Raw genomic sequence first — 17,848 nt, 5'->3', positions numbered from 1 at the left:
TTCGAGAGGGATCTGATCCTGAGGGTGTTGGATGAGACGGGTTGGAACATAACACAGACGGCGGATAGGATAGGGATGAGCCGTACGGGGTTAATGAAGAAGATGAAGAATCTGGGGATAAGGCGCCTGAGGGATGATAGGTGATAACTGTGGTTATCAGGGGTGATAACTGTAGTTATCAGTCGAGAATCCTTATATCAAGAGGGATTTTCCGCTTTTCGCCCATCTAGGTGATAACTGTAGTTATCAGTTGAGGGGTATGTGGTGGATCGGGAAATAAAGAATTATGGGGGTTCACGATCTGGCATGAAAGTTGCTTATATCATGGTGAAGCATCTTTCAGGATGCTCTCGGACTTTGGACGTTGGACTTCGGACTTCCTGGGAGATGATGGCGATGCTGCTATCGGTCGTCATGCCGTGCCTCAACGAGGCAAAAACGCTTGCAAGGTGCGTAGGGGAAGCCAAGGTGGCTATCCAAAGAGGATTCATTTTATATCTCCCTTAGAGATTATAACTGGGAGGTGTAAGGATGAGAAACTTAATCCCTAAGCTGATATTCCTAGCGATTTCGACTCTATTTGTAGCATCGTTCGTGACGGTTTTGCTAGCAACAACTTATCATTGCTCCCATGAAATTGACCCCGGTCCTACTGGTACTATAAATTCTGGAAGCTATGTAGTACAATGTTCCTGGTGTCTGCAAGCAATGGCTAGTGCTGGATCACCAAGTTACGCGAGCGTCTATGGTAATGATAGCTTCACAAAATCCGGTGTTTCCATCGCCTATCTAGAGGGCAATGCCAGCAAGTTGATAACTAGCACGGACTGTGTCAATGCTGATAGCGTTATCGCTTTCGATTCCGTAGTTAAGAACCTATCAAGCGGTAGCTATACCCATAACTGCTATATGTCCTGGACCGTCACACATGGCTCCGGCAATGACAGGAAAAAGGAATACCTTCAGGTCAAGTGAAATTGCTCTTATTCTCCTTGAGCGTAGTGGTTATCTTTGAGAGGAGACCAGAGTACGGGGATGTGATATACCGGCCTCCGGTTTCCGGTCTCCTTCTGCTACACCCTGCGATAATATGAACGATGGCGGGACTCTTCCAAGATAGGTGGTCTCAACTAATATCTGCGAGGTGGGAAAATGGGGAAGAGGATAGTTTTGCCGGTTGTAGCTTTGGCTATCTTCATGGTCGGTGTCTGGACGGGTGTGATCATAAACGAGAAATTAAACAGGATTGTCATAATTCAGACGGATATCCCTGCTTCTTCCATTACCAAATCAGCGGGCGAAAGCGTAAACCGCGGTGAAGGGATAAAAGAGCCCTCTTTCCCTTCATCTGAGGAAGAAGCCATTGGGAAGATTCAAGAGATAGAGGATCTCCGTCATCATCAAAAATCGGAACAGAAGACTGTGGAAGTCAAGGAACTCCTGGCAAGTCAAAATGCTTATCAAGCTACCCAGGAGAATCAAAAGACCCGGGAAACTCACCTGAAGAGAGCTGGAGGAGATAACATTGTCATATACAACGGCAAGGTTTTGCATTTAAAATACGATGAGCCGTACTTCGAGAAGGTGGTGAAGATGGAATTTAATCCCACCATGGAGGAGATGCGACGCTTTGACCGGATCATAAAGCGTCTTCAGGATCCTTCAACATCTCCCTTGGAGAGGGAAAAGCTCAAAGTTGAGCTTGAGGAGCTGAAGAGGAGAGCCACAAGGCCTTGTGTTCATATAAGGGGCGTTCTTATAACAAAGGAACCGGAGAAGTGGCATAATGTGAACTGGCAGGATGAGTATTATCGTCGGGGAGGAGAGTAGAGAGGCATCTGATGAGAAATGATAAACCAATCCTTTCCATCATTATACCCGTTTTTAATGAGGTCAAAACCGTAGGGGAGATAATCGGAAGGGTGGCGCAGATTAACATCCCCCACGAGATCGTTGTCGTTGATGATTGCTCAACTGACGGGACAAGGGAGATGCTTTCTTCGATTAGACCGAGAACGTTTAGATTGATTTTCAATCCCTCCAACCAGGGAAAAGGAGCCTGTGTGAAGAAAGCTTTGAAGAAGGCAAAAGGCAGGATAGTGGTGATACAGGATGCCGATCTAGAGTACTTCCCCGAAGAGATACCGAAGCTGGTTGAGCCGATAATCAGCGGGAAAGCCGATATGGTGATAGGAAAGAGGGTGGTGTTGAGAAGGAAGATGAGGAGGTATCTGTGGGGAGGGAGGCTGATATCCGCTTTTGTAAGCTTGCTTTACGGGGTGAAACTTGGGGATGTTGCTTGTTGTTACAAGGCTTTGAAGAGGAACGATATGGAGAGGATGGGATTGAGGTGCGATGGGTTTGACCTAGATTTCGAGCTTGTGTGCAAGGGATTGGGAATGGGGTTGAGGGTGAGAGAGATTCCGGTGATGTATGAGCAGAGGGGGATAAACGAGGGTAAGAAGTTGAAGGTATGGGATGGATTTAAAGCTATCAAAATCGTCCTTGAATGTTGGTTTACGAGACGGTTAGGGTTATCTTTGAATAACAAAGGTGATAAGGAATGAGGAAACCTATTATTCTTTTCGGTTTGACGATTGCTGTTTGGGTCTGTCAAGAATTTTGTGTAAAGGGTCTCATAGATACCCCTCCAGGCGGCAGAGATGGCACATACAGATGTGTCAATGTAATATGAGATGTGATTTCAAAAGCGAGAGGGATAGACAACGATGAAAAAACAGCGTGTATTGATATCCATAGCGCTTTTGGCCCTCATCAGTTGGATATTTTGGCTCAGAGTAGAGAAAAACACCGATAATCCTATGACTTCGAAGGGGAAGATAGCGTCCCCACCATCCGATCTGACTCATCGAGAGGCCAGGGCTACTGTCAACCGGAGGAGACTCACTGCAGCAACAAATGGGAAGTTTGCTAAGCAACAAGAGCTGAAAAAGATAGATAATTCAGAAGCTCAAGCCAGCAAAGTGGAGGAGATATCCGAGGCAAGCCCAAGGAAAACCGGGGTTGGAGAGCAGGATGAGGAGGATTACTCAGAGTACGATGAGATCATGAACCGAGGTGTCCCACTGGAAATGATAGGTATTCCCCAGTATTATGAGGCTACGACGTTAGTGTTTCAGCCGACGGAGGCAGACCGGCAACGGCTTCAGGAGACAGAGGAGGAGATGCGTGAAGCGGCTGGGCAGGGACTTTTGAGCCATAAATGGAAAGCAGGATATGTTCCTATGGATGTTGACCCCGACGAGACCGTTTACGTCCATCCAGATTACCTAGCTCATTATAAGGAGTTGTTGGAGGAGGACAAGGCGATTCACGAACGGAGCATGCGTCAGGTGCTAGGTCGAGGATACACACTGACTCCTAGTAAAGGTCGTATACTTCCGGATGGGACTAAACTTGTGTATTATCGACGAGTGGATGGAGCCCTGATTCGTTGTGTGACCAAGCCGGACGGCACGGTGCGCAGATGGGTGATCGGTTGGGCAGATCTGAGCGAGTATCCCCAGGATTTGAGAGGGGATGTCTGGCGTGAGGAGTGACAGTGAAGAGAGGCATGAGGATAGGAGAAGTTCTAATGTCTATGCTGAGTTGCTGAGACGCTGAAATGAGAAACTGTGAGGGAGGGTGAAAGGGATGAAAAAAGCACTGATCCTTGCCGGATTAGCCATACTTGCTCTGGCCGTTTGGATGAGCATGATCATAAACGAGAAACTCTCAGAAAGGCAGGAAAGCAGGGTAGTCCAACCCGAAACGCCACCCTCCCCCGATGTCAGGCTCTACAAACCCGAAAAGAGTCATCACCTGAGAGAGAAACAGAGCTACGAGACATCCGATGAAGGGGAAACCGCCGGGGAGAACAGGGAGAATACTGAAAGCTACGAGGAAGGCTCTGGGGATCAATCCGGCGGAGCCGCTTTTCAGGCCCGTCGCCCTGCTCTCAACCTTCCTGGCCTCCTTCTCACCGTTGCTCCTTCCCAGGAGCATGGCCGGCTTTTCAGACCGTGACTCCCTCTGCCTGGCGCTCTCCACAGGATCGCTCCTACTCTTCCTCAAGACCATCCGATCCTCAGGGATCAGGCGATACATCCTCGCCTTCTCCTCAGGGCTGCTCCAAATGCTCCTCCTTCTTTCATGGGAGGGGAGCGGTATCTTCAGCGCCATCATCATCCTCTTCCTCATCCTGAAGCTTCTCTGGGACAGGCTCTCCAAGGAGGACATCCTCTCTTTCGCCCTCTATATCCTTCCATCTCTAACGGGAGCATTCTCTCTCACCAGAACCTATTTCTTCTTGAAACCCTTCGCCCTTCTAGCATGGGGTTTCCCGATCTGGTTTCTCCTCACCTGTCTGCTTCATCTTCTCATCCGGCGTTTCAAAGTGATGACCCACCTCCCCATGGGACTCCTCTCCCTGGGAGCGGGAGTATTCCTGATATCGCTTGCTCTACTTATGCTGTCTTTGATCGCCCCTTCTCTCACTTCAAACAGGCTTCTCCTGCTGTGGGAGAACTTCACATCCCCTCTGGGCAGAGACAGGCTGAATAAAACCATCAGCGAGCTATACTTCCCCTCGGCATTCGATTGGATAAGCTGGTATGGGATAGCCTTCCTCGCATTCTCCAACGGAACGCTTCTGTCACTGTATCGTATCTGCAAATCCATCGGCCTCAACATATGGCTCTCACTTTCGGTATGGGAGATCTTCCTTATAGGGGTGATCTACACCAGGTTCCCGATGCCTGAGAGGGTTTCCCAGGCGATCTACATCTCATCCATCACTCTGATCATCCTGTTTTTGATCCTCTCAAGGATCAGATCGGATGTTGAAGGGGAAGGTATACCCGATGCCTATCTTCTCGCCTTATGCTGGTTTTCGGTCATGTTGCTTATAGCCAGAGGGGCACAGAGGTGGCATTTCTTCCTCGCACCATCGGCTTTAATCTTCACGAGTTTTGCCTTCATCGAGGCTTTCAGGGCGATAAGATCTCATCTTCGATCTCCCTACATCAAGATACCCCTTCTCATCTGCGTCTGCATCGCCTTGGGATTCCTGATCGTCTCAAACGGCAGAGCTGGGTTCAGAGTGATCGGGACATCACGCCCTCTCCTTTCACCTGAATGGAGGGAAGCAATGGAGTGGATGAGGGATAACCTCCCAGATGATGCCGTGGTGGCTGCATGGTGGCATTACGGAAGCATGATAAACGTCCTTGCCCACAAAGGGACGGTTGTCGATGAGGATCATTTCATCCCATACTGGATACACCTGATGTCGAGACATCTCTTCTGTGCCCAAAGCGAGAGGGAGGCTCTTGAGTTCCTCAAAACCCATCATGTCACCCACCTGCTGTTGAGCTACCGTGAGGTGGAGAACCTGTATTGGATCTCCTGGATCGGCTCCGATCGGAATGAAGATCGCCTTTGCTCTCTCGGCATATTGCTGAGACAACCTGCTGGGGAGAAGAAGCTCTATTTTTCGCAATCCGAGGGGAGTAGTGATAGACGATCCCCTGGAAATCGAGGGCGTTTCTATACCCGCTGCAGCCTACTTATGACGGATGTCTCCGTTCCGGTAATGGGAGAGACTGGGGGAGGATGAAAAACATAAAGAGTTTTCTAGCTATTGCTTAGGGGATTGCCTCTACCAACGAACTTCTTATGCACCCTAAGTTGACATACGACAGGTGTTCTGGTAATCTATTCAGGTCAAACCGGAATGCTGAGAGTCCAATTCGGGAGGTGCTATATGGGAATTCTGGAAGGGCAGATCGCTCTGATCACGGGAGGTAGCTCGGGCATAGGCGAGGGTATAGCGCGTGCCTTCGCCCAAGAGGGAGCCGATTTGGCGATCATCGCTCGAAATCCCCTCAGATTGGAGCGGGCAGCTTCCAAGCTCAGGGAATATGGCATAAGGGTTCTCACCTTCAGCGCCGATGTGAGGGATGAGAGCAAGATCCGAGAGGTCGTCCAGGAGATCATATCGACCTTCGATGGGATCGATATACTCGTGAACAGCGCTGGAACAGGCAGATATGCACCTGTGGCGGAGATGGATCTGGACGATTGGAGGACGGTGATCGAGACCAACCTGACCGGCACCTTTATCTGCTGTAAGGCGGTTATGCCCCATATGATGGAGCGGAGGAGGGGTAGGATAATCAACATCAGCTCCGTTGCCGGCAAGATAGGATTCGCCACAGGATCAGCCTATTGTGCGTCGAAATGGGGGGTGATAGGGTTCTCCAGATCGTTGGCCGCTGAGGCTAAACCGCATAACATCCGCGTCGACGTCATCTGTCCCGGCACCGTCGATACGCCCTTTCCCCATAGCCCTGCCGCGAGCAAGCTGATGCTTGAGGTCGAGGATGTCGTCAGAGCGGTCATGTTCCTCCTCTCATTGCCCGAGAGGGCAAGGGTGGAGGATATTGTGATGCACCCGAACGTGTGAAGATGAAGGAGAGGATCGAAGAAGGCTTTACGGCGAGGTCGCTGTTCATCGGTTTGGCCTTTTGCCTTATATTGGCCGTTGGGACGACCTATAACCTGATGGTCATTCACGGCTCGTATATGGCGATCGATTTCAGCGCGGCCGCTGCCATATTTCTCTTCTTTCTGCTCACCTTCTGTATCAATCCTCCCCTTGGGCTTTTGAGCCCCAGACTTGCCCTTTCCCCTTCCGAGCTGAAGGTGATCTACATGATGCTGGTTGTGGCATGTGCGCTGCCGACGATGGGGATGGCCGCTCAGATATTGCCTATCCTCACTTCACCCTTCTACTATGCTCTCCCTGAAAACAGTTGGGCCGAGCTGATTCATCCCTATATCAAACCCTGGCTCGTCCCACAGAACAAGATGGCGATCAAATACTTCTATGAGGGGCTTCCGAGCTGGGAGACCGGAATACCCTGGATGGTCTGGATCAAACCGCTTGGAATGTGGGCCACCTTTCTCATAGCGCTCTACCTCGTGATGATCTCGATCAGCGTGATACTCAGAAAGCAATGGATGGAACATGAAAGGCTCGTTTATCCGCTCGCTCAGCTTCCCATTGAGATGGCGGAGGGGACGATATATCGAAACGGGCTGATGTGGCTGGGATTTGCCCTCGCCTTTATCGTCAGCAGCATCAACGGGCTTCACCACTATTTCCCGATCGTCCCTCAGGTTCAGCTCGTCAGATATATCCCCATCTTCCGGCACACTCAGACGTTGATCTTCAGGCTCAGCTTCCCTATGCTGGGCTTCTTCTATCTCGTCCACCTCGACGTGGCTTTCAGCCTCTGGTTTTTCAACCTTCTCAGCCTCATAGTTCGCGGTTTCATGACCTATTTTGGGATCAGGTTCACCGAGAACCTCGGCATCTACGGCGCCAGATCGCCGCTTTTCGCGCATCTGGGAATGGGCGCCATAACGGTTCTCGTCGTGATGGGTTTCTGGAACGCCCGCAGGCACCTTTGGAATATCCTCCGTAAGGCGCTTTGGGGCGCAAACGATGTGGACGATTCAGACGAGATACTTTCCTATCGAGCGGCTTTCTGGATCTTAATCCTCGCCCTAGCCTATATGGGATTCTGGCTCAATGCTAGCGGAATGCCCGGATGGATCGTCCCGATATTCCTGACCGCTACCTTCATCATATTCATCGGACTGACCAGGATAGTAGCCGAAAGCGGTATGGCGGAGGCCGTCGCCTCGACCATAGGTTCCTCCTTCGTCGTATCGGGTTTCGGCACGAGGGTGCTAGGACCTGAGGGGCTCACATCGATGGCGATGACGTACGTCTGGTCGGCAGATGTCAGAACTTTCGTGATGGCCTCCTGTACCAACGGGCTCAAAGTTATCGATGACAAAAGCATTAAGAAAAGGCCGGTATTTTGGGGGGTGCTCGGCTCTATAATCGTGACGGGTGTGGCGGCGGTATGGATGATTATGCGCCTGGCCTACATACATGGAGGATTGAACGGAAATGACTGGTTCTTCGGCGGGGGAGCCAAAGCCCCTTATAACTACATCGTCTCGAAGATGATCCATCCCGAAGGACCGAATATAGCCGGATGGTATATCAAGGGGATAGGAGCCGGGATCATGGCCATGTTAACCTTTCTCAGGGCACGGTTTCTATGGTGGCCTTTCCACCCTATAGGGTTCGCCATAGGACCGATATGGATAATGGATCAGATCTGGTTTACCTGCTTTCTCGCCTGGATGATCAAATTCGCCGTCGTCAGGTGGGGCGGGTTGAAAACATATCGATCCGTCAGACCTATCTTCCTCGGGCTTATCCTGGGACAATTCGTCTGTAACGGGACGTGGATCATCATCGATATCCTGGCCGGAGGCAGGGGGAACAGGATATTTTGGATATAACCCCTTAACCTAAAGCGGTATACACCTCGCTCATCAACCCGGCAGACGGAATTACGTCCCGTCGTGATCCCACTCGAAATCGCCGTCAAGGGGGAAAATAGGTCGCCTGATGCGTCTGTAAGGGAGCTGATCCAGGCGAAGGCTCGTAAATCCAGGGCTTAGAGCCATGATCGACCTGCGGGCGATTCCCCTGATCTCGGAGAAAAGGAGGCCGAGCTTGACTACTATGATCTGTTGTTCCAGAGGATTTATCCCCACACGATCGAAATCATCCCGTGTTACGATCGGTCGGCGGTCCGGTATCAGCATAACCCTCACGCCCTCCACCCTCAGGAGAACAAGGGAGGGTGAATCGACGTTTTCGACGATACCCTTTATCTCGATCGGATATCCGTTGACCCCGTCGAGCTTCCCGCCCACCTTCAACGTGACCTCAGAGCCTACTCCGGCCTGAATACATTTCTCCACGGCATCTGGGTCCGTGATCCCGGCGATCACGGCGTCGGTCGCCCCCAACTCCAGCAGCCTCTCCAGAAGGATCGGCATATCCCCTGCGCCGCCAGCCGTCACGTTGTCGCCTGAGTCGGATATGACGACCGGATGTTCCTTCGCCGTCATAGCTTCCCTTATGGCCTCCTCCACGGGGAGGGTTTCGACCTCAGGTCCGAATTCCCATCGCCGGTTCCAGATCTCACGCGCAAGACCAAACGCGAGCTCACGCGCCCTTTGAACTCTTCCTTCACCTTCGGCCACGACGATGACGCTAACTGAGGTGTGTGGCGAATCCGTCCAGGCACATCCTATCAAGATCGACGCGTCCATGATCCCATCCTCGGACTCCACCTCCCGCAGGGAGGCGTAAAGCGAACGGGAGGGTTCGACGTCCGTGATGGCGTACTCCCCCGGCAGAAGGAGAGGGATCTTAACCAAGACGTTAACCGGTCGTATCTCCTCTTTCACACATCTTATCAGATGTCTCACCGCCCGCATTCCCGTCTGGAACCCGTCCACATGGGGCGTCGTGCGATAGGCGGTGAGGAGATTTGCCTTCTTCGCGAAGGCCGGAGCTATGTTGCCGTGGAGGTCCAGGCTCGCGACGATCGGGACCTCCTCCCCGATGAGTTCTCGCACGCTCCCGACGAGATCGCTTTCGCCATCCCCGATCTCCTCCACCTCCATCGCCCCGTGTAGCGGCATATAAACGCCGTCAAGGGGCAACGCATTGGATAGCCGGTCGAGGAGCTCCTCCTTCAGCTTGAGATAGGTCTCCCTGCTCACCAATCCGTGAGGTGAAGCTCCTGCCAAAAGCGTCGGAACCCATTCGACCTCCTCAAAGGAGCTAAAAAGCCCATCTTGAAGTATCTCCTCACCCCGTCGGACGCGGAAGCTTTCAAGCTCCGTCCTCAGGGTCGAGAAGGTGTTCGTCTCATGTCTTATGCCGCAGATGGCACATCGTATCTTACCCTTCATCCTTGCCTCCTCTCCGAATTCAGGTCTATCACAACCCTTCGATGGTGGGGCATCGCCGAAAGGGAGAGCTCCCTTAGAAACTCCATCTCAGCACATCTGATCAGATCGTCGAAAATCCCGGAGAGTCGCAGGATCAGATCGGCGCCGGGATGGAAGATATCCACCGGCTGGATCATTCGGCTCAGCGCCACCTCATCCGCCAAAGCCAGGAACTCAGACCACGCCCTGTCGTATGATTCAAGCAGGAGTCTCCTCACCATATCATCGGCCGCCTCATCATATCTTCGCCGGATTTCCTCCCACCTTCCCCAGAGGGTGGCCTTCAGGTCCTTCGTCTCATCGAGCGTCATAAGGAATTCCCCCATCACCTTCTCGCGCGGATCACCGAGCAACAGCTCGGAGCATCCCTCGATGATCCGTGTGATCTCGGGGGATATATCCTCGGCCGTAAGTATCCGGCGTCGCATCGAATAGAAACGCTCCCTATAAGGCGCAATCACCCCGTCATATCTCATCTCGGCCCTTCTGGCCGCAAATCCCGCCTCCTCGGCGGCCCGCTGAGCCTTAAAGATCCGGGATATCTCCTCATCACCTCCGATGTTCCCTCCGTATAGCCTGACCAGCTCATCCTCGAGCGATGTGAAGAACCTAGATACGCCGGGATCGCCCTGTCTGCCGGAGCGGCCAGCCAGTTGGTCGTCTATTCGCCGCGCCTGATGTCTCTCCGTGCCGATCACGTATAGCCCCAGATGAAACCTGATCCTTCGCTCCTCACCCCCACTCCCCCTTACCACGATTAGATCGCCCTCATCGCTGAACGGGATTCCCTCCTCGGAGAGCCTTTTTTTGAGCTTTCCCCCCTCGAACTCCGAGAAGATCTCCACCTTGACGGTGCATCCCTCCTCGATAGCCTCTTTTATCTCTTCGATATAGTTATCGGTCACGACCTCGAAGAGGTTCGGATGGAGCTTGATATCCGTGCCCCGTCCGGCCATGTTGGTGGCGACGGTGATCCTGTAAGGCTCGCCGGCATGTTTGACGATCTGGGCCTCGGCGGCATGGTTCTTGGCGTTGAGCACAGCGTGGTTTAACCCCCTCTCCCTCAGCATGCGGCTTATCTTCTCCGATGCTTCGATCGATCTCGTTCCGACCAGTATCGGAACGCCGAGCCGATGGAACCTCTCGATCTCCTCCACCACCGAGCGGAGCTTTTCCGATTCGGTTTTGAACGTCGCGTCGGGGAGCTGGGCCCTGATAACAGGGCGATTGGTCGGGATCTTCACCACCTTAAGTCCGTAAAGCCTGTGGAACTCCTCGGCATTTGGAGATGCCGTCCCGGTCAATCCGGCCAATCTCCCGAAGAGTTTAAAGAGGGCGGGATAGGTTATTCTCGCGCTGATCCTCTGATCGGGTCTGATGGGGAGGTTCTCCTTACACTCCAGGGCAGGGTGCAATCCACCTTCGAAGCGTTTGTCCGGCGCCGTTCTGCCGGTGAACTCATCCACCACGACTACCCTGCCGTCTCGGACGATGTAATCCACATCGCGCCTGAAGAGCTTAAAGGCGCGGATGAGCTGGACGATGTTCCTGTATAACCTCCATCCTCCGGAGAGCCGATCGAACCTTACACCGTGGGTAGCGACGAACTCGTCCCCCTCCGCTGTGAGCCAGGCCGATCTGGTCCTCTCATCCAGCCCATACAGCAATCCCTCCTCCAAAGCCCCTCCCCTCCCCTCTATCCGGAGCCTCGATTCAAGGAGGGAGCTCATTCTGGAAAGTTCGGGCCGCTCGGCCAGGACCTTGAGCAGCCTGGGATTGGACGGATCGGCACGCCTCAACCTAGCAATGGCGAGGGCGAGATCCCTATCCTCCATTTCTCCCGATTCGATTTCATCCAGGACCTTTTTGACCCTTTCGGATTGAACCCTCATCATCTCCAAGGCGATCCATCTGGCCCTGGACATCTCGCCCGATCTTGGCTCTTCGATCCCCGCGATTATGAGCGGGGTTTGAGCCTCGTCTATCAACACCGTATCTATCTCATCGATTATGGCCGCCTCAAGTTCTCCCTGGACCACCTCACGGGTTGATAGAGCAAGGTTATCACGCAGATAGTCGAAGGCCAATTCGTGATTTGAGCAGTAGATCACGTCTCGGGAGTATTCCCTCCTTCGTTCGAAACGGGAAAGCTGGGAGGTGATGCAGCCGACGCTAAGCGAGCATACCTCGAAGAGGGGTTTCATCCATTCGGCGTCACGGCGGGCGAGGTAATCGTTGATCGTCACGATATAGGTCCTCATCCCCCTGATCGCCCAGACGCATGCTGACATGGCCGCCACCAACGTCTTGCCCTCTCCGGTCTTCATCTCGGCTATACATCCGTCGATGACCGTTATGGCGCCTAGGATCTGGACGTCAAAGGGGTGAAGCCCTACGCCTCGTCGAGCCGCCTCGCGGATGGCCGTCAGAAGACGGGGGAGGGTGATGGATCGGGGCGATCGGCGCGCGCGGCGGAACAGATCTCGAATCCCCTCGTCGCTCATATGTGCCAGATCCTCGCCGTATCCCCCGACCTCCTTCAGCAGTCTCAGATATCTTCCGGGCGGGCCGCTCACAGCTTATCCCCCTGCCGCTCAGGCTCCCATCGCTCTCTCTATGGCTTTCATCAGTTCCTCTTCGGAGATCGGCTTGGTGAGAATGAACCTCTCTGAAAGCCAGAACTCCCCGGGGTAGGGCGTCTCTCGGCCTCTGATATCCATCGAGGAAACGAGAAGAAGCGGGATATCTTTCGTCTCATCCTCCTCTCTGAACCTATTCACCAGGCTTAATCCCTCGCTCCACGTTTCCATCATGATATCCACCAGGATGAGATCCGGTTTCCCCTCCTTGGCCGCTTTGAATCCCGTTTTGCCGTCGGGAGCGGTCATCACTTCAAATCCATGTCCTTCCAGGATAGCGGCGATGCCTTTGACGAAATCAGGATCATCGTCTATAACCAAGACCTTCCTCTTAGCGTCCATCCCTTCACCTCCGGGAATTTCGTTCACCTAAATTTTCCCATATCCTGAGCGCGACTTCAAGGGGAGCAAAAAGGTCTATACAGTTTCGAAAATTTGATGTATAATATATTTTGGATAATCTCACGGAAGGCGGCCTCTAAGATGTTCAGGATAATAAGTAGGAGGAGATATAGAGCATTATTATCGGAGCTTAACGACCTGAGGAGAAAGATAAGAGGGTATGAGACCCAAAACCAGCAGCTTCTCTCTTCTAACGAGGAGCTGTTGGCCAAGGTGGCCGAACTAGAGGGGTATAGGGAGAAATACGAGGATCTCTCCAGGGAATATGAGGAGAAGCTCAGACAATTTGAGGAGGAAGTCAATAGAGAGGTTGAGGAGAGAGTTCGGGAGCTGGGGATAGATAAGAGAAAATACGAGCAGATGCTGGCCGATCGGCAGGAGCTGATAGAGCTGTACATCGAGAAGCTTTACTCCCTCGCCCGAAAGTTCGCCCTGGAGAATAAGAGGATACGCAAAAACAGGGGACTTTTCCTGATCCTTGTCGATGAAAGGAATATGGATAGGGAGAATTTCTCCGACTTCCATGAAGGACAGGTGGAATATCTGGATCAAAACCTGTACAAGGGGATAGACAACCTGCCGCATATCTTCTCGCCCAAGATCGAAGATGTGTTTAACTTCATGGGCGAGAGGGTGGAGATCGTGGATGAATCCGGCGAGGTGACGGGGCATGAGGAGCGAGATGGGGCCGTTCTGATCAATCTCAAAGGCATAGCTTTCAAAACCAGGGTTATGGTGGAGGGTGTTCGGACACATAAGGTCTACAATAAGGTTGAAAAACTGCTCAAGGGGAACGCTAAACACGCCGCCGCCATATATGCCTCCTCGCTCGATGAGGTCATGGTATCGATCGTGGTCAGCGAAGAGACAAGCGAGGTGACAATGTTCAGGGACGGGAAGTTTATGAGATCCTATGATCCGTATGCGGACAAAGAGACGCTCCGCGAGGAGATCCTACAGCTTCTACGGAACGATATGAATGGAGGGAACAACGAACCGCCACCGGAGGAGGACGGGTCAACGTAAGGATTGTAGGGATTCGCAGAAAAGATCAACTACATCAGGGCCAAATTTCTCTCTGTCTCTCATAAGCTCTTGGATCGCCCTTTCCTTGGAGAGAGCTCTCCTATAGGGGCGTTCAGATATCATAGCGTCATAAGCATCGGCGACCGCCACTATCCTCGCCGCTAGAGGTATCTGATCGCCCTTCAGATGGAACGGATACCCACTTCCATCCATCCTTTCATGGTGATAGAGCACGATCTCCGCCGCCAATGGCCATCTGCCGAGGCTTTTTATTATGCTCGCTCCGACATCGGGATGACGCTTCACGGTTTTCCATTCCTCCTGGGTAAGCGGTCCGGGCTTGGATAATATCGTCTCGCTTATCGCCAGCATCCCGACGTCATGTAAGGCGGCAGCCACCCTCAAGTTTATCTCCTCATCCTGAGGAAGATCAAGTCTACGAGCGACCGGAAGCACGTATTCTTCGACAGACCGGGCGTAGATCGTTACAATATCATCCCTCACGTTCAAGGCGGTCGAGATGGCCTTCACCACATCAGCATATCCTAGATTCCTATGCTTTTCTATCTCAGTCTCTATGATATATAAATTGGCGATTAGCTCTTTGTTTTCACTTCTGAGCTCCTCTAACCTTCTTCTCCTTGCCAGGCGAGCTCTTCTATCCCTCATAGCCCTCCCTAGGGTCTCCTTTATCTCGTGAGCCAGGAATCCGGTCTTCTCCAGGTAATCGACAGCCCCCAGTCTGAGGGCGCTCTTGATCGTCCTCACATCGCCGTAGGCGGTTATCATTATGACCTCACTCTCAGGCGAGATGGTCTTGAGCCGTTTGAGGGTCTCCAGGCCATCCATCCTCGGCAATCTTATATCCAGAAGTATCAGATCGAAGAGGTTCGATTTCGCCTTTTCTAGCGCCTCAAATCCGCTGTGAGCCAGTTGAATTTCATACTCATCCTGAAGGATAAGCCTGATCGATTCGGAAAATCCTATATTGTCATCGACGATCAACAATTTAGGCCTTTGAGCCACTCTCATCCTCCATAGGTAGCTCGATCCTGAGCGATATCATCTTGCCCTCCTTCTCCTCCATATAGATCAATCCTCCGTGTTCCGCTATGATGCGCTCGGCGATGGCAAACTGGATCGTTCCCGCGCCTTTCAAAGGTCTAACATAATCCTCGACCCTTGGATATGATATCTCCACGATCGCCTTTTTCCCCCCGTTCCATATGTCCTGTATCGATCCGGTTTTCAGCGAAATCCTGCGTCTATCCGGGTCAAGATCATCCAGGCAATTTGTGAGAACGTTTTCCAGTGCCTTGGAAAAAAGATCCGAATCGAGTATAACCTGACCGAGTTTCTCATCATATTCGAGATCAAGTTCGATCCCCTCCATCTCTCCCTTCAGCTTTGATATAACCTTTGAGATGATGAGATTAAGATCGGCCGGTTTCCTTTCAAGGTGTAAGGGGTGTGAGAAGGCAGTGAATTCTTCGATGAGGCTGCTCATGAAGTCCACGTCATCGCCCACCAACCTGTAAAACTTCGTTCTGAACTCCTCGTCCTCGTATTTCTCCGGAAGAAGCTGGGCGAACGTCTTGATGGAAACGAGAGGATTTCTGAAGAGATGTTCCAGCTCGGCGGCGACGGCGAGCCATATATCGAGCTTATCCGATAACCTCCTCTTCGCTTCGATACGCTGGACATGTGAGAGATCGGCGAATATCATCGCCGCGCCGATCTTTTCGCCGGAGGGGTTCTTCAGGATGGATATGTTCATGCCGATGGGGATTTCATCACCCTTGGCCGAAGTCAAACGAACTTCGACTCTTTTTTGAGGTTCATCCATCCCGAGCGAGCGCATGACCATGGACGAGAACTCATCGCCCAGCTTGGAGATATTCTGGCCCAGAATTTGATCCGGGTCATATCCCGTAAGTTTTTGAGCGTAGCTGTTGAAGATCAGTATTCTGCCCTCAACGTCGATCGCTATGACTCCGCTGGTGAGGTTATCCAGCAGATCTTTCAGGAATCTGTTCATCCCCTCTACGCTCTGGCGCGAGGTTATGGCCCTGATCGCCCAAGCCCCCTGTAAGGCCAGGGTTGAAAGCAGATCGAGCTCACCGGGGACAAATCTCGTGCCACAGAGCTTATCACCGACGACTATCGCCCCCATCAGTTTCTCCTCGACCAGCATTGGAGCGTATAGATACACACCTAATCCACTGAGTCTGGAGATAAGCTCGCGTGAATCTTCAGGCATGTGGGCTTTCAGCTCCCTCTCGAATGCTATCCTTCCTTCTTTTTCCAAGAACTGGAAGAGCGGATGCGAGCGAGGGACGGTAAGTATGTTCTGAACGGATTGACTCATAGGGGAATAACTTTTCAGGGCGAATCCGTCATCCTCCGGCAGGAAGATCATACATTGACCTACGCCGAGCGACGTCATAACCGATTGTATCATCCTACGGACAAGGGACTCCATGTCCGGCGCGGTGTTGACCGATCGGCCGAAAGAACGGATCGATTCGAGATAGTAGAAATATCCTCTGAACAGCACCGCGTCCACGATGACCTCTCTTTCCTCCTCGGCGGACATGGCGGCTCGTGTCTCCCTGGACTTTCGGATCGCCTTCTCGACGGAATCCCTCAGCGAATGGACATCGAACGGTTTAAGTATGTAGTCGGCCACGCCGAGCTTCATGGCGTTAACGATGAGGCTGGGATCTCTGAAGGATGAGATGACTATCACGGGTATTCCCTCAACTCTGGACATCAGGTCGGTCAACGGGGCGAGGTCCCCCTCGGTTAGGTCAACCATCACCAGATCGAACCGCCCTTTGGATAGCATCTCCTTTGCCTCGTCCATCTCCCCGGCAGTTTCGATCTCGTGATCATCCCGAAGTATCAACCTGAGGGATTCTCGGACGCTGGGTTCGGGCTCAACGATCAGAATCCTATCCCTCATCCTCTTCCTCTCTCCTTTCATAGGCCATAACTCTATTTCTGCCCATCTCTTTGGCCCAATAGCACGCTTTATCGGCCTTTTCGACCAGTTCCTCCGCCCCGATGGCATCCTCGGGGAAGGAGGCTACGCCACCACTCATCGTCACCTTCCCTTTAGGCATCACCTCCTCGCCCTTAAAGTGATGGTTTTCCACCTCCCTCACACATCTCCAGGCGAACCGTTCCGCGTTCTCCTTCGTCGTTCCTGGGAGGATAATAGTGAATTCATCACCCCCATATCTGGCGACTATATCGGTGCTGCGTCTGTTACTTTCAAGGATTTTAGCTATATCCTTGAGCAGTTGATCGCCTTTCAGGTGTCCATGTGTGTCGTTGTAATATTTGAAGTTATCCAGATCGAACATCACCAGCGATAGCGTTCCGCCCTTGTTTATCTCCCGTCCCATAAGGTCCCGGAAGTATCTCTGATTGTAGAGGCCGGTGAGGGGATCTCTTACCGCCATCTCGTAGAGCTCCTGATGTTTCCTGATGGCTTCCTTTAGTTCTCTTTCGAGCGACCGTTTGGTGAGAGCGTTCTTGACCGCCAGGGATATCCGGCTCAGTTCAGCCGGCTTAACTATGAAGTCATAAGCGCCTTCTCTAACGGCTTCTACTATGAGATCTATCGTGCCATAGGCGGTTATGATGATAACCTCGACATTTGGATCCTTCGACTTCGCCTTTTTGAGTATCTCGATCCCGCTCATCTCGGGCAGTTTAAGATCGGTGAGTATGACCTCATATTGATTTCTCCTGAGGAGGTCCAAAGCCTCAGTTCCGCTGGAGGCTCCATCCACATTATATCCCTCTTCGCTCAGCGTCTCGATGAACAGTTGAAGCACCAATTTATCGTCATCTACCACCAGGATCCTGGCCATGGTTGG

The 17,848-nt window shown here is 52.3% G+C and carries 14 protein-coding genes; 8 read left to right on the top strand and 6 right to left on the bottom strand.

Annotation, left to right across the window (positions count from 1 at the left end):
• The 7 genes from J7M22_01715 to J7M22_01685 form a co-directional block, all read left to right on the top strand.
• The coding region (locus J7M22_01715; protein MCD6505318.1) for a hypothetical protein at window positions 1-144 on the top strand (144 nt) is incomplete at its 5' end.
• A gap of 1,008 nt (window positions 145-1,152) precedes the next feature.
• The gene (locus J7M22_01710) at window positions 1,153-1,830 is read left to right on the top strand and encodes a hypothetical protein (protein MCD6505317.1); all 678 of its coding nucleotides are present in this window, start codon (window positions 1,153-1,155) and stop codon (window positions 1,828-1,830) included.
• A gap of 11 nt (window positions 1,831-1,841) precedes the next feature.
• Window positions 1,842-2,567 carry a glycosyltransferase family 2 protein gene (locus tag J7M22_01705; GenBank protein ID MCD6505316.1) on the top strand — a complete coding sequence of 242 codons (726 nt, stop codon included), beginning with the start codon at window positions 1,842-1,844 and terminating at the stop codon, window positions 2,565-2,567.
• Window positions 2,568-2,729: 162 nt separating this feature from the next.
• Window positions 2,730-3,560: a hypothetical protein gene (locus J7M22_01700; GenBank protein MCD6505315.1), complete on the top strand. Its 831-nt coding sequence runs from the start codon at window positions 2,730-2,732 to the stop codon at window positions 3,558-3,560.
• A gap of 293 nt (window positions 3,561-3,853) precedes the next feature.
• On the top strand, window positions 3,854-5,617 hold the full coding sequence (locus tag J7M22_01695; protein MCD6505314.1) for a hypothetical protein: 1,764 nt from the start codon (window positions 3,854-3,856) through the stop codon (window positions 5,615-5,617).
• Window positions 5,618-5,764: 147 nt separating this feature from the next.
• The gene (locus J7M22_01690; GenBank protein MCD6505313.1) at window positions 5,765-6,466 is read left to right on the top strand and encodes an SDR family oxidoreductase; all 702 of its coding nucleotides are present in this window, start codon (window positions 5,765-5,767) and stop codon (window positions 6,464-6,466) included.
• Between the two features lie 2 nt (window positions 6,467-6,468).
• The gene (locus J7M22_01685; GenBank protein MCD6505312.1) at window positions 6,469-8,385 is read left to right on the top strand and encodes a hypothetical protein; all 1,917 of its coding nucleotides are present in this window, start codon (window positions 6,469-6,471) and stop codon (window positions 8,383-8,385) included.
• Window positions 8,386-8,436: 51 nt separating this feature from the next.
• On the opposite strand, the gene J7M22_01680 is transcribed toward J7M22_01685, so the two are convergent.
• The 3 genes from J7M22_01680 to J7M22_01670 are packed head-to-tail and all read right to left on the bottom strand — an operon-like array spanning window position 8,437 to window position 12,875.
• Window positions 8,437-9,855, bottom strand: a complete 1,419-nt coding sequence (locus tag J7M22_01680; protein MCD6505311.1) for a M81 family metallopeptidase — start codon at window positions 9,853-9,855, stop codon at window positions 8,437-8,439.
• On the bottom strand, window positions 9,852-12,470 hold the full coding sequence (locus J7M22_01675) for a hypothetical protein (protein MCD6505310.1): 2,619 nt from the start codon (window positions 12,468-12,470) through the stop codon (window positions 9,852-9,854). The genes J7M22_01680 and J7M22_01675 overlap by 4 nt, the downstream gene beginning before the upstream one ends.
• Before the next feature lie 18 nt (window positions 12,471-12,488).
• Window positions 12,489-12,875 carry a response regulator gene (locus J7M22_01670; GenBank protein ID MCD6505309.1) on the bottom strand — a complete coding sequence of 129 codons (387 nt, stop codon included), beginning with the start codon at window positions 12,873-12,875 and terminating at the stop codon, window positions 12,489-12,491.
• A 141-nt stretch (window positions 12,876-13,016) separates the two neighbouring features.
• On the opposite strand from J7M22_01670, the gene J7M22_01665 reads away from it, so the two are divergent.
• Window positions 13,017-13,961 (top strand): diadenylate cyclase, encoded by a 945-nt coding sequence (locus J7M22_01665; protein MCD6505308.1) that lies wholly within the window; start codon window positions 13,017-13,019, stop codon window positions 13,959-13,961.
• Here the strand turns inward: J7M22_01665 and J7M22_01660 are convergent.
• From J7M22_01660 to J7M22_01650, 3 genes are read right to left on the bottom strand one after another with little or no spacing between them, the layout of a single operon-like run.
• On the bottom strand, window positions 13,953-14,987 hold the full coding sequence (locus tag J7M22_01660) for a response regulator (GenBank protein MCD6505307.1): 1,035 nt from the start codon (window positions 14,985-14,987) through the stop codon (window positions 13,953-13,955). The two genes, J7M22_01665 and J7M22_01660, sit on opposite strands and share 9 nt — an antisense overlap.
• Window positions 14,971-16,926 (bottom strand): response regulator, encoded by a 1,956-nt coding sequence (locus J7M22_01655; GenBank protein ID MCD6505306.1) that lies wholly within the window; start codon window positions 16,924-16,926, stop codon window positions 14,971-14,973. Before J7M22_01655 ends, J7M22_01660 begins: the two co-directional genes overlap by 17 nt.
• Window positions 16,916-17,842, bottom strand: coding sequence for a diguanylate cyclase (locus J7M22_01650; protein MCD6505305.1), 927 nt, complete (start codon window positions 17,840-17,842; stop codon window positions 16,916-16,918). The genes J7M22_01655 and J7M22_01650 overlap by 11 nt, the downstream gene beginning before the upstream one ends.
• Between the last annotated feature and the right edge of the window lie 6 nt (window positions 17,843-17,848).

It is taken from the genome of Candidatus Poribacteria bacterium (genome assembly GCA_021162805.1).
Classification (GTDB): Bacteria; Poribacteria; WGA-4E; order B28-G17; family B28-G17; genus JAGGXZ01.
This window is presented reverse-complemented; position numbering and strand designations above follow the sequence as displayed.

What these genes read in the sequence shown, in the direction of transcription:
- J7M22_01710 (MCD6505317.1), top strand. Translation starts at nt 1,153, where the DNA reads ATGGGGAAGAGGATAGTTTTGCCGGTTGTAGCTTTGGCTATCTTCATG.
- J7M22_01705 (MCD6505316.1), top strand. Translation starts at nt 1,842, where the DNA reads ATGAGAAATGATAAACCAATCCTTTCCATCATTATACCCGTTTTTAAT.
- J7M22_01700 (MCD6505315.1), top strand. Translation starts at nt 2,730, where the DNA reads ATGAAAAAACAGCGTGTATTGATATCCATAGCGCTTTTGGCCCTCATC.
- J7M22_01695 (MCD6505314.1), top strand. Translation starts at nt 3,854, where the DNA reads ATGAAGGGGAAACCGCCGGGGAGAACAGGGAGAATACTGAAAGCTACG.
- J7M22_01690 (MCD6505313.1), top strand. Translation starts at nt 5,765, where the DNA reads ATGGGAATTCTGGAAGGGCAGATCGCTCTGATCACGGGAGGTAGCTCG.
- J7M22_01685 (MCD6505312.1), top strand. Translation starts at nt 6,469, where the DNA reads ATGAAGGAGAGGATCGAAGAAGGCTTTACGGCGAGGTCGCTGTTCATC.
- J7M22_01680 (MCD6505311.1), bottom strand. Translation starts at nt 9,855, where the DNA reads ATGAAGGGTAAGATACGATGTGCCATCTGCGGCATAAGACATGAGACG.
- J7M22_01670 (MCD6505309.1), bottom strand. Translation starts at nt 12,875, where the DNA reads ATGGACGCTAAGAGGAAGGTCTTGGTTATAGACGATGATCCTGATTTC.
- J7M22_01665 (MCD6505308.1), top strand. Translation starts at nt 13,017, where the DNA reads ATGTTCAGGATAATAAGTAGGAGGAGATATAGAGCATTATTATCGGAG.
- J7M22_01655 (MCD6505306.1), bottom strand. Translation starts at nt 16,926, where the DNA reads ATGAGGGATAGGATTCTGATCGTTGAGCCCGAACCCAGCGTCCGAGAA.
- J7M22_01650 (MCD6505305.1), bottom strand. Translation starts at nt 17,842, where the DNA reads ATGGCCAGGATCCTGGTGGTAGATGACGATAAATTGGTGCTTCAACTG.